Source organism: Pigmentibacter ruber (assembly GCF_009792895.1).
GTDB lineage: Bacteria > Bdellovibrionota_B > Oligoflexia > Silvanigrellales > Silvanigrellaceae > Silvanigrella > Silvanigrella rubra.
In genome coordinates, this window is the sequence record NZ_WSSC01000001.1 from 1 (window position 1) to 12,252 (window position 12,252).

11 protein-coding genes and 1 rRNA gene are annotated in these 12,252 nt (G+C 26.3%); 2 read left to right on the forward strand and 10 right to left on the reverse strand.

Annotated features, from left to right (window positions below):
- Positions 1-10: 10 nt before the first annotated feature.
- Together rrf and GOY08_RS00010 are read left to right on the forward strand one after the other, a co-directional pair.
- Positions 11-125 (forward strand): 5S ribosomal RNA (rrf, locus tag GOY08_RS00005).
- A gap of 397 nt (positions 126-522) precedes the next feature.
- Positions 523-1,542, forward strand: a complete 1,020-nt coding sequence (locus GOY08_RS00010; RefSeq protein ID WP_158996462.1) for a hypothetical protein — start codon at positions 523-525, stop codon at positions 1,540-1,542.
- Between the two features lie 146 nt (positions 1,543-1,688).
- On the opposite strand, the gene GOY08_RS00015 is transcribed toward GOY08_RS00010, so the two are convergent.
- From GOY08_RS00015 to GOY08_RS00060, 10 genes are all read right to left on the reverse strand, one after another.
- The gene (locus GOY08_RS00015) at positions 1,689-2,915 is read right to left on the reverse strand and encodes a questin oxidase family protein (RefSeq protein WP_158996464.1); all 1,227 of its coding nucleotides are present in this window, start codon (positions 2,913-2,915) and stop codon (positions 1,689-1,691) included.
- Between the two features lie 17 nt (positions 2,916-2,932).
- On the reverse strand, positions 2,933-3,388 hold the full coding sequence (locus tag GOY08_RS00020) for a DMT family transporter (RefSeq protein ID WP_158996466.1): 456 nt from the start codon (positions 3,386-3,388) through the stop codon (positions 2,933-2,935).
- Positions 3,389-3,391: 3 nt separating this feature from the next.
- Entirely contained in the window at positions 3,392-3,853 is a 462-nt protein-coding gene (locus tag GOY08_RS00025) for a DMT family transporter (RefSeq protein WP_158996468.1), read from the reverse strand.
- A gap of 10 nt (positions 3,854-3,863) precedes the next feature.
- Complete coding sequence (locus GOY08_RS00030) at positions 3,864-4,526, reverse strand: HAD family hydrolase (RefSeq protein WP_158996470.1); 663 nt, start codon at positions 4,524-4,526, stop codon at positions 3,864-3,866.
- 30 nt (positions 4,527-4,556) lie between these two features.
- A complete protein-coding gene (locus tag GOY08_RS00035; RefSeq protein WP_158996472.1) occupies positions 4,557-5,504 on the reverse strand; it encodes a pseudouridine-5'-phosphate glycosidase in 948 nt (315 codons plus the stop codon).
- Positions 5,505-5,519: 15 nt separating this feature from the next.
- A complete protein-coding gene (locus GOY08_RS00040) occupies positions 5,520-5,741 on the reverse strand; it encodes a tautomerase family protein (RefSeq protein WP_158996474.1) in 222 nt (73 codons plus the stop codon).
- Between the two features lie 63 nt (positions 5,742-5,804).
- On the reverse strand, positions 5,805-9,695 hold the full coding sequence (locus GOY08_RS00045) for an amino acid adenylation domain-containing protein (protein ID WP_158996476.1): 3,891 nt from the start codon (positions 9,693-9,695) through the stop codon (positions 5,805-5,807).
- 344 nt (positions 9,696-10,039) lie between these two features.
- On the reverse strand, positions 10,040-10,471 hold the full coding sequence (locus GOY08_RS00050) for a hypothetical protein (protein ID WP_158996478.1): 432 nt from the start codon (positions 10,469-10,471) through the stop codon (positions 10,040-10,042).
- An 84-nt stretch (positions 10,472-10,555) separates the two neighbouring features.
- Positions 10,556-11,302, reverse strand: a complete 747-nt coding sequence (gene bla, locus GOY08_RS00055) for a subclass B2 metallo-beta-lactamase (RefSeq protein ID WP_158996480.1) — start codon at positions 11,300-11,302, stop codon at positions 10,556-10,558.
- Between the two features lie 71 nt (positions 11,303-11,373).
- Complete coding sequence (locus GOY08_RS00060) at positions 11,374-12,114, reverse strand: hypothetical protein (RefSeq protein WP_158996482.1); 741 nt, start codon at positions 12,112-12,114, stop codon at positions 11,374-11,376.
- Positions 12,115-12,252: the final 138 nt, after the last annotated feature.

A 12,252-nucleotide genomic window follows, 5' to 3' on the forward strand; every position in this document is an offset into this window, starting at 1 on the left:
GCCTCGTTTTGGCTGTGCTGATTGCGGCGGGGAAATACCGGATCCCATTCCGAACTCCGAAGTCAAGCCCGCCTGCGGCAATGGTACTGCACCCTTAGGTGTGGAAGAGTAGCTCTGTGCAGCCTTTCATTTCTTGCCCTCACCATCCGTGAGGGCTTTTTTTTTGCCCACTTTTATCTGATTGCTTTTCAATCTTTTTTCTCTTAGCTAAAATTATTATTTTTCTTCCCATATTTTATTTTCTGGAAAATTTAGTTTCCTTTCATACTGGAAAAGATACAAATTTAAATAAACGAATGATATATCAGTAACTTTTGTTAATATACTAAGCAAAATTTTTCCTAGAATATTTTATTAATTAGCAAAGTGTTTATTTAATGTATATTGCAATCTTTCGTATTCATTGTAAAAAAAATTAAAATTCAAAAAATAAAATTATGGACATTGATTTATAAAAATTATGAATTTATATAAAAAAACAAAATAGTAAATTTTTACTATTTTGTTTCAAAGGTACAGTATATGATTTTTCAAAGTAAACAGAAAATAGTAATTGCTTCTCTACTAATTTTTCCTTCCCATTTTATTTACGCACAATCAGAAACAAATACTAATAATTTAGGAGAAATTACATTTTTTCCTAAAGAAGATGATCTCTATAATGAAACAAGTATTCAATTTTTAAATTCTAATGCTGATGGGAGTAATAATTATGCTAATCAATCAAACTCTCAAAATTGGAAAAGTTCTGCGACTACTTACAAGCATCAAAGCCATTTTTCTTTTGCTAAAAATCATACTTTAGGTCTTTTATTGACATATTCGACTGTAGAAAGTGATACTACAAGTACCCAGTATTCTATAATATCAAATCAGACAAATACTTCCAAAAATTCATACAAATGGAAGGGATTGCAAAATCCATTATTTATCTATCAAACTCGTTTACAAGAGCAACTAAATAATGATTCATATAATTTAGATTTCAATGTAGAATTTTCACCTAATATATTTCCTGCAAAATCGGCCTCTACAGATTCAGTTGGGACAGTTGCTTCTGGAAATAACTTATTTGCTCTTGGACTTAATTTAAGCAAAAAAATGCAAAATTCTAATTTTATAAAAAGTGGGATTTCTCTTAATTACTACACTGAAACAAAAAATGAATCATCTAGTAGCGATAATAGGAATACAAAAGTTGATCCGTTTGTTTCAGGCAGTATTTTTCTCCAAGGGCAAAAATTTTTCAACCCTAAATTAGCTATTTCCTTAAAAGGGGAATTTTATTATGTTGCAAAGAAAACATATAATTATTTCTATAATGGAAATTCAAATGGTTATTCAAAAACAGATCCATCTTATACAGTAGATGGTCAATTAAGGATAGATTATATTGCAATTGAAAATTCATTTACATTATTTTCATCTTTTAATTATAGCTATGAATTTGAAAATAAAAGCTATTCTTCAAATGACACAGTATCAAATAATAAAAATATGTATTCTACAGCAATTGCTTTAGGAACAACTTATTTACTATGATTATAAGACTCTTTTAACAATATTCTTAAAAAATAAATTGTGAAAATATAGTATAAAATTATTAAAAATCTTCTTGGTACTATAATAATTCAAATATAGTATTTTCAAATGAATGCTTTTTTTATTAATTATTGCTAGGTTAAAAATTAGCTTTCATTCGGCATCTGTTTGAAAGATTCAGGAAGCCCAGGAGTAGTTGTAAATAGATTTGCTGCAATTCTATATATTGATTTATATCCTGACTCTTCCCACATTTTTCTTAAAACATATACCATTTTAGGATTATGCTCTTCTTTTTCTAAAAAGGCACTTTCTATAATATTTTTCCAATATTTAGAAATATTAATATCATTAAAATCATCAAATTTATTGTAATATTTATCAATTAATTGATTAAATTCATTTTTGTTTGGCATTGTCACCATAGCAAATAGTATACAATTCATACCAATCCAATAATTTTTTAAACACTCTTGCTCTTCTTCTTTATTTAAATAGAAAGCGATTTCTTTTAATGCATGAAGAGAAGTTAAGAGATGGAGAACTACAAAATTGCATGAATGGTGCAGATAAATTAAAGTAGTTAAATAAAATAATTCATTCCATGATTCTTCCGTTGATAAATTACTTATCCATGCTTGTTCTAAATAAATTAATGGATGGCCATATTTAAGAACTGTCGCTATTCTTAATTGGGTTCCTGAACGTTTTAATTCTGGATGGAAATTAAAATTATTCTCTTCCTCTTCTTTTTTTAAAATGGAATCAATATAGTGTTTAAATTGTTGAGGATCTTTATCAATTTCTTCTAAGATATTTAAAAAAGAATGTATTGGAGAGTTAAAAACTTGATTATCTTCTTTTAAAACTTTTTCAGGATGACACGATATAAATGAAAAGCATAAGTAAGCTAATCCTTCAGTAATCATACATTTATTTTTAATATCTAAACCCCAACCTAAATGGATAGCCGCATGAGTTAATGAGCTAACCCAACCAGGTAGTAATTGCGGTAAATATTCGGAAAGAACTCTATTTAATCCATTTATTTCAATTTCAGATTTAAAAAATTCATAATAAGAAGTATAACTTGTCCTTTTTCCTAAATAATCTTTCCAATTTTGTTTAGTTATATGATATTTTGAGATTTTTGGGGGTTCTAATCCACAACCATAAGTCGTACATTCAATATATTCAAAATAAAATTTATTTATTAAGTTAATGTCTGCTGAAAGTCTTGCAAGAGCAACAACTGCATGCTTATTGTGATTAGATAAGTGTCCATTAAATTCAATATGATTTGAGATATCATTAAGTAGATCTGGAACTGATTTTAAACTTCTATAAAAATTACTATCAATTATATTTTCCATAGCTACTTCCTATATTTTTATTTTATTTTTAAACTTTGCTTTAAAAAAGGTAATTTTTCTAATTTAGATAAGTAAACACCTGTTATAATTAATATGATTCCAAGAATTTGTGCAAAAATTGAGATTTTATTTTTGAAATTAAAATCTAGTAATACGCTAGAAATCATTTGACCACTTATTACAAGTAAAGCGGTTTTTACAGCCCCTATTTTTGTAAATACATAACTATTTAATGTAACAAATAAGGCTCCGAAAACACCGCCTAATAAATATACTAAAGGTATTGTGGTTGTATATATATATTTGTAGCTATCTATGAAATAAAGGAGAAAGCTTAAAAATAAAAAACCACCTAAATGATTCCATAATGAAGCTTTTAAAGGGCCAACATAAAAACTTAGTTTTCCATTAATAGATCTACTAGTTCCAATTATGACACCATTTAAAATAGCAAGGAATATAAAATATGTCATTGCTTAAGTCCTAAAATTAATAATGAGCCAACTTCCAGTTAAAATGAGAAAAATAACTAAAAAATCTTTTAAATTCACAGATTTTTTCATAGTACCAAATAATCCAAATAGGTCTGAAATAATTCCAAAAATAATTTGCCCAACTAACATTAAAGATAGAGTACCTGAAAGACCTAAAGTTGTATTTACTGCAATTACTGCCAAAATTACTGTAAAAGCTCCAGGAATTCCTCCAAAGTAACTCCAGATCGGAATGTTTTTTAGTGTTTCTTTTTTAGTTTTATTAACAACAGAATTTAAGTATATAATAAGAATAGCTGTTAGCGTTCCTATACCGTGAGCGCTCCAAGAAGCAAATAAAGGCGAAGTTGTTTTAGCTAAATGACTATTAAAATTAATCATTAAAGTAAGAACAACTCCAGCAAGCAGTCCAAGAATCCATGATGGTGAAAGTGTACTTTTCATTTTATTTCCGCTAGTTTTGTTTTAGTATATATTGAATAACGTTATTAAAATTATCAGAAATAAGTTCAGGCTCAGCAGTTTCTAGTTTGCTTTTATCATGAATTCCATAAGTTACACCTATACCACGTAAACCAGCATCTTTTGCCATAAGCAAATCATGTGTAGTATCACCAATCATAAAAGAATTTTTAGGGTCTAATTGTAATTTTTCGATAACAAATAAACCCATTTCTGGGTGTGGTTTTGCTTGTTTAACAAGATCTGCCCCAACTATTAAGTCAAAATAATTAAGCAGCTCTGCAGCAGATAATAGATTATTTGCACTCTTTAGATATTTACTAGTAGCAATTGCTAATATAAATCCGTGTTCTTTTAAGTTTGTAAGACCTTCGATAACACCAGGAAAAATAAGTTTTTTAGCTTTGGGTAAAACTATTTCATTAAATGCTTTGTGATAGTTTTTAATTGCTAACAAAATAAGATCATTTTCTAATTCGACATTTAGTAGAGAGGCAAATGCTTTTTCTAGAGGAAGTCCTATCGTATTTCTGATATCGATAACACCTACATTATTGTAATTTAAACATTTTAAAGAATATAAAAATCCTTCTACAATTCCAGCAGGTGTATCTATTAGTGTTCCATCTAAATCAAAGATAACTCCATTTTTCATACACTTTATTCTCACTTAAATTGTTAAATATTAGTTTAACATTTGATTTTGTAAATAATTCATATGTGCTTTTGCCAATTTTCCAGCTAATTCTGCAGTACTAATTAAAACAGACATATTTGCTTTAACGGTTTTACCTGCAGTCGCTTGAGCAACAGCTTTCATAAGATAAGGAGTAGCCATTGGTCCTTTAATTCCAGCATGTTCTGCTGCTATCATTGCTTTATTAATTATTTCTTCAACTTCTTCTCTTGCAATAGCATCTTCAGTATTTATTGGACTTGTAATTAATACAGAACTTTTATTTCCTAATTCCCAATGTTTTTCAATAATTTTTGCAATTACTTCATCATCATCAACTCTATGTGGACTTTTTATGCCGCTAGAAATGCAGTAAAATGCAGGAAAATCATCTGACTTATAAGAAATAATTGGAATGCATTGGGTTTCTAAGTATTCCATAGTTAAATTTAAGTCTAGAATATTTTTAGCACCTGCACAAACAACAGCGACTTTCGAACGTGTAAATTGAATTAAATCGGCTGAAATATCCATACTAGTTTCAGCCCCTCTATGGACTCCGCCTATTCCAGCAGAAGCAAAAAATGGAATTTCAGCTAAGTCACATGCCACCAATGAAGAAGCAACTGTTGTCGCACCTAGACTTTTATTTGCTAAAATAACAGGGATATCTCGACTACTAACTTTTGGAATTCCCTTAGTTGAAGCAAATTGTTCTAATTCTTCATTATTCATACCAATTAAAAAATGACCATTTTTAAGACTAATAGTGGCAGGAATACTTCCTGATTCACGAATTACGGTTTCAATTTTTTGAGCAGTAATTAAATTTTCTGGAAAAGGTAGTCCATGCGCAATAACGGTAGATTCGACTCCAACAACTGGCTTTTGATTATGCAACGCATCAAGGACTTCTTCGCTGTATTTAAGCAAAGGATGTTTTTTTATTTTCAACATATTTTACCTCTTTCATTAATAATTTGGTTGTTTGTGTAGTAAATCTTTTTTTTCTATAATTTCCGGTTTGTAAACTTCTTTAAACCAATTTTCTTTTTCTATTTCTTCAAATGAAATTGAAATAACATTTTCAGAGCAATTTAAATTTCTTGAAATTGTTTGAATGATATCTAAAGTAATTTTGTCTCTCTGTTCTTTGCTACTTGAGGGAAAATGTTTTATTATAATGTGCGGCATGTTTCACCAATCTTCTTAGTTAATTGTAGTTCATTTGTAGTATTTTTTTTTTGTTTCTTCAAGTTAAAAATTAAAATTTTCTTCTTGCAGAATAGAATAATGATCTAAAGGTATATTTTTAATAATAATATTATCTTTTAAATGTAATAAATCTTTTTCAAAATTAGAAATATTGTCACCTTGTGTTAAGAAAATTTTGATAGGAGCTTTAATAATTTTATTTGTTAATTTATTTGTTGAAATAAAATTATATGTTGATTTTACCAATTCAACTATCCGTTTTGATATTTGATAATCAAAAGCATTATTGTTAGCTATAATAAAATTAATAAATAGTTCTTCATTATAGCAAATATTTAAACATATTTCTAATAATGGAGTATTAACTTTACCAAAGAACACAGAAAATAATACTGCAATAAATTTTTTATTGTCGAAAGAAGCTATTTCCCCAAATGTATTTGACTCAAGTATTGAATTTTTTATAATAGGCATTCCAGGAGCAATTAATATAACATCACTAACTTCTTCTCCTAATTTTTCTAATAAGTAACAAGTTTCATAGGCAACTTGCGCGCCAAAAGAATATCCCCAAAGTTTATACGGTCCAGTAGGTTTTATTTTTTTTATTAAATGAAGATCATGTTTAGCCATTTCTTCAATTGAATTATATGGTTTTTCATTATCATTCAATCCATAAGATTGTACACCATAAAATATAGTTTCCGAATTAATAGATTTACTTAAATTTTTTAAATTTAAACAAAATCCTCCAAGACCGGGCCAACAAAATATTGAATCATTACCTTCTTTTTCATTTAAATTAATAATTCTATTTAATTTTTTCTTATTGCTATTTTTAATAAATTCAGTTAATTTATCAATACTTTTATATTCAAAAAATGATTGGATAGGAATATCAATTTTAAATTCATTTTTTAATCTTTTTAGTATTTTAATTATTGTAATTGAATTTCCACCCAGTAAGAAAAAATTATCCGTTACCGAAAAATCTTTTATTTTTAGTTCGTCAATCCAAATTTGATATATAATGTTTTCAAGATCATTTCTTGGTTTAATTATGCTTGTGGATTTTATATCTACATTTAATGTTTTTAAATGCTCAATATCAATTTTACCATTGGCTGTTAACGGCATTTTTTCTAAAGTAATTACTTTATTTGGAATCATAAAATTAGGTAATTTCTTTTTAAGATCTTCTAAAATTATTTCAATTGGACCCTGCATATGTACTGAGTCTTCTTTCATCCCCATATCTTTTTTTTGTTCAATGCTTATTGAACCTCCAATACAAAAATAAGAAGCACTTTCTTTATTAAGATCCAATATTTTTTCTAATTTAAGAGCAGTTGGTAAACTATGTCCTGATTTTGAGCTATAACCAGAAGACACTAATCCAATATTAATATCATTCATTTGAAGATGCTGTAAGTACCTGCCTAAATCTATGTATTGGTGCCAGTTAGAGCTTTTGTTTATTAAACTAATTCCAAAATGGGATCTTTGATAAACAATTTGATTAATTGCTATAACTTCATTTTCTAAAACATAATCACTAGATACTTTGTTTAGATTATTTTGTTTTACTTCATACAGTCCAGAATCTAAATCTTTAAAATAATTATTTTGATTTTGAAAGTAAACTTCAATATCTTGAAATTTATCTAAATTATTATTTGAAGTTATTTGATATGATCCTAGATAGATATAGTCTTCTTTTAAATTTAAAATATTTAATAAATTAGGATCATAATTAAAATTTGTAATTTCAAGACCAAATTTAGGCAATATTTTATCAAATACACCTAATATATGTCCTGTTTCAAACTCTAGTACTTCTGAAACATTAAGCTGATAAACATTTTCTATTGCAGATTTTTTGCCGATAAAGTGAATTCTTAAATAATTTTCTTTAGAAGAGTTTATGTTACAAAAATTATAGAGTTTATGTTCTATAGGATGATAGTAGTAGTATCCATTATTTATAAAACTTAGATTACTACATTCCAAGTACATTTGAGTAGCATAAAGTGCACCAGGAGAAGCATATGAATATTTTGGTAAAAGTCTTTCGGAACTTTGATACTTTCCAAAATATCTGAGAATTTCACTAATGTTATCAAATGATAAATCGGTAATAAATTTTTTAAAAGAATTTTTATCTAACTGAAAATTAGAAATTAAATTTAAAATACTTTCCTTATTTACTGTATTTCCCTCAAAATTGCGATAACTTTTTCTTGAGAAAGCAAATCGAATCATTTCTTCATTTGGGGCTTTATAGTTTAAAGAATACGAGTCTTTTAATTCTAGTTCATTTTTACTATGAATCCCATTTTCTGCCAATTGCATTAAAACTTGATGTTTATTTTCTTTACTAATGTGATGTGGAGAAAATTTTCCTTGATCCATTAAAACTGCTTCATTGGGGTTTAATTCAATAAATGCAATAAGATAGTCACTATTATTATCTATTTCATTTTTAACAATTACTGCTGCATGTTTAATCCATTGATTCATTTCAATTACAGCTTTAATTTCATCCAGCTCTATTCTATATCCTCGTAGCTTTATTTGATTATCAGCTCTTCCACAATATAAGTAAGATCCATCTTCTAATAATTTAACTAAATCTCCAGTTTTATAAAGAATTTTGTCGTCAGAGGATATTGAAAAAGGATTAGGTAAAAATCTTTCTTTAGTAGTAATTAAGTTATTTAAATATCCTTGCCCTACGCCCTTTCCAGCAATATAAAGTTCACCAATTTCCCCAATTGGATTAATTTCTAAATATTTATTTAATACATAGTAATACATATTTGAAATAGGCTTGCCTATGGAAATTATTTTTTCATACATATCTATTTTTTTTATATCTATATTAAGTGCTGATGAATTTATGGTACATTCTGTTGGACCATATAGATTTATAAAGTTGCAAGTTTGAATTTCTTTTGCAGATTTAGAAATCAATGATTTATTTAGCGCTTCTCCACCTATGAATAAATATTTTAAAGTATTACAAGATTTTAATTCTTTTGTATCTAACAATCCTTGGAGAAGAGTTGGTACACATTGCAGTGTATTTACTTTGTGTTTATTTATGTAAGATATTATTTTTGTAGGATCCATATAGCTATATGAATCTGTGAGGACAACTTGTGAACCACATGCTAAAGATAATATTTCCCATTGCGCAGCATCAAAACTTATTGGAGTTTTTTGCAGTATTATTGAAGCATCATTAATGCTTTGATTTTTTTCTAGCCAATCCATCTGATTAAAAATATTCTCATGATTTATCATAACTCCTTTTGGATTTCCTGTACTACCGGAGGTATAAATGACATAACATAAGTCTTCACTCTTTATTATACTCTGTTCTAGTAATTGATTTAATTCAAATTTTTCTGAATATTTTTGAGAAAATGATTCACTCAAAATTATATTTGATTTTGAAGTGACTAAATTATCTATCTTTTTGGATAAATTTTTAGTAGTTATAATATTTGTTACATTACTGTTTTCAAGCATATATTGTATTCTATTATCTGGATACTCTATAGATAGTGGTAAATAAGCAGATCCAGATGATATTATTCCCCAAATATTTGTAATTATGTCAAGAGGGTTTTCTAAATAGACAGCTATTATTTGCTTATTACAAGCTATTATTTTATTCAAATGACTTCTAATATTTGATATATATTCAAGAAAATCTCTATAAGTGTAATTGATATTATTATAAGTTATTGCTTTTTTTTCAGGATTTTTAAAGCAATTAATTAAAAACTTAGAAAAAATGTTTTTTCTATTAAGAATTTCTTTAAATAAATTTTCAAATTTATTTGATTCAAAATCTAAATTATTTTCAATAAAACTATTTATTAGATAAAGGTTGCTACCTTCTAATTTACTATTTATTTTTTGCAAGATTAACCTCTTTTGATTTTATTTAATTAAATGATGTCTTAAATATTTTTTCTTGTAAAGAGGAAATTGAAGATAAATTATAATTAATAAAACTTGTTAACTATTTTTAATTAATTTTAATTTATTACTAATTAAAATTAATTTTATTCATATAGTTTTAATTATTATAAAAATTTACGCTATTTAATTAAATTTTTAATGATCTAGATTGTTTTTGAATTTCGCAAAAATAATTTTAAATTTGTAATTTTAGAATTGTCGTTAAAAATAATTAGTGTATATTTTTAATATAAGTAAAAAATAATTGAAATAAATTTAATTGCTTTCTGTTTAAGTAAATTAAACTAATTACAACTTTGACCTGGACCTGCTGGCATTTTGCAGCTACTACAACACTCTTCACCACCGCTTATTGAGACACAAGTAGAACAATAGGCTACTAAAATCCATCCTGCAGCACACCATCCAGTGCAGTTACAGCAAACAGCCTTTGACATTGGATTTCCTTTTAATTTATTTGGATCTTTTGGATCTTGATAGTCACTAAATAATGTAAGACAAGCGTCAAGCTTTTTTGTGGTTGCTTCTGGACTTGCTTTTTTGGCATTTTCTAAAATTAATTTTTTACTTTCTTTTGAATTTACAGAATCTAATTTTTTTATAGTTTCATTTCCAAGTACCCAGCGAATGCATTCTTGAATTTCGGTAAAAGCAAAAGAATTTTTTTGAAAAGTAAATAGTAATGTAGCTATCATTAAAATTTTAAATTGTTTCATATATATCCCTTTTTATTTAAATATATATGAAACTGGAAAATACTTTATTTTATGTCAATAATTTGGCGATATTATTCTTATTAATTATTTTTTTCTTTTTTCAAGGAGGGATAAATAATGATCTATGAGTCCTGAACCTTCATGAATAGGAGAATCGTGACCAGCGACAATATATGAAATTTTTAAATTTAAATTTTTTAGTTTTTGTAAAGTTTTTGGGTATTCATCTAGATCTGCATAGGATAAATTACCAAGTTTTTCTTTCAAAATACAATTTCCATACAATATTTCTTCTTTAGGAAAGTAGATAAAAATACCATCTTTTGTATGAGAAGGGCCTAAATATATAGATTTAATTTTACCATTTTGTAGTTGAAAATCACTTGGCATTATTTTAGTAGGTAGAATAAAAGGTAATCGTGGGTAATCACTAATGGATTTTTTAGTAAAATCAATAACATTTTTCCAATCTTGTTGCATTAAATCATATGTTAATTGGGTTGAAATTATTGTTGCACCAATACTTTTCCAATACAAATTACCACCAGCTCTATCTGGATGATAATTTGTATTAATTACTTCTTTGATAGGTTTGTTTGAAATTTTTTTAATTTCATTAGCTAGTAATAATGCTGTATCATTACTCCAGGTAGCACCTACTACAGTGATATGTTCCTCACCTATATAGAACATGGAGTTTTCTTTATAAAAATAATCATCTTCTACAACATAGACTGCATCTTTAAGTTTTTTGATAGATAATTCAGCAGCAAATGTTGAAATGGAAAAACAAGAAATTATAGAAATTGAAAAAAGTTTTAATATATTCATGTGATACACCTTTTAGGAGAATAGACTACCAAAATTGAAAAACTAGCAAATATAAATTTAGAATTCAAGGGTTACATTTTTTTTAGGATGCCACCATAAATTTTTCCATTTAATTTTCCATTATTTTCAATAATAACTGTACCATTTCCATCTTCAAATAAAATATCACCATTAACTGTACTATTATCTATATAAACATACTTTTTATTAAAAAAACTAAAACTAGATTTTTTTATTATTATTTCTTTAGTTTTTGTTTTATTGGTAATTTTAACTTTATTAGATTCTACAAAAATTGCTTTGTTAAATGTTGAATTTGATGCAAAAAAATTACCTTTAATATAAATTTTTCCATTTATGGTTGAATTTTCTTCAAACTTAACTGCTCCATCATTATTAAAATTATTTACTAAAATACTATAACCTTTAAAATTTCCATTTCCTTTAAAATCATCGCATATTAATTTTTTAGCAACAAATGTCCCTGAATTATTAATATTTTTAATATTTACTTTATCTCCATAAAATGCACCTGATCCAGTATAAAAATCTGCAGTTAAATTATCAGCACTAAATGAGCCTGAACTCTTTATACTTTCAACAAAAACATTTTGGAAATTGCTTTTACCGCTATTCAAATAATTCTTTTTTATCTTAATATTAATGAGTTTGACGGTTCCAGAATGATCAATGCATTCTACTTCTGAATTGCTTAACTCCAATGAGCCTAACGAATTTATACACGCAAATACAGAACAATTGAAATAAATTAAAAACAAAACAGGTACAAATTTAAAGATAAGATTTTTCATTTTTTCACCTAGTTAAAAAAGACCTCTAATTAACTAAGTAAAAAAAAAAATAATGTCAATAATATTTTAATTTTAAAATTAAAATATTATTATTAGAATTTTTTTAAAATTTTTAGAAAATTAGATTTCTGCTTACCA

What these genes read in the sequence shown, in the direction of transcription:
- GOY08_RS00010 (WP_158996462.1), top strand. Translation starts at nt 523, where the DNA reads ATGATTTTTCAAAGTAAACAGAAAATAGTAATTGCTTCTCTACTAATT.
- GOY08_RS00015 (WP_158996464.1), bottom strand. Translation starts at nt 2,915, where the DNA reads ATGGAAAATATAATTGATAGTAATTTTTATAGAAGTTTAAAATCAGTT.
- GOY08_RS00020 (WP_158996466.1), bottom strand. Translation starts at nt 3,388, where the DNA reads ATGACATATTTTATATTCCTTGCTATTTTAAATGGTGTCATAATTGGA.
- GOY08_RS00025 (WP_158996468.1), bottom strand. Translation starts at nt 3,853, where the DNA reads ATGAAAAGTACACTTTCACCATCATGGATTCTTGGACTGCTTGCTGGA.
- GOY08_RS00030 (WP_158996470.1), bottom strand. Translation starts at nt 4,526, where the DNA reads ATGAAAAATGGAGTTATCTTTGATTTAGATGGAACACTAATAGATACA.
- GOY08_RS00035 (WP_158996472.1), bottom strand. Translation starts at nt 5,504, where the DNA reads ATGTTGAAAATAAAAAAACATCCTTTGCTTAAATACAGCGAAGAAGTC.
- GOY08_RS00040 (WP_158996474.1), bottom strand. Translation starts at nt 5,741, where the DNA reads ATGCCGCACATTATAATAAAACATTTTCCCTCAAGTAGCAAAGAACAG.
- GOY08_RS00050 (WP_158996478.1), bottom strand. Translation starts at nt 10,471, where the DNA reads ATGAAACAATTTAAAATTTTAATGATAGCTACATTACTATTTACTTTT.
- bla (WP_158996480.1), bottom strand. Translation starts at nt 11,302, where the DNA reads ATGAATATATTAAAACTTTTTTCAATTTCTATAATTTCTTGTTTTTCC.
- GOY08_RS00060 (WP_158996482.1), bottom strand. Translation starts at nt 12,114, where the DNA reads ATGAAAAATCTTATCTTTAAATTTGTACCTGTTTTGTTTTTAATTTAT.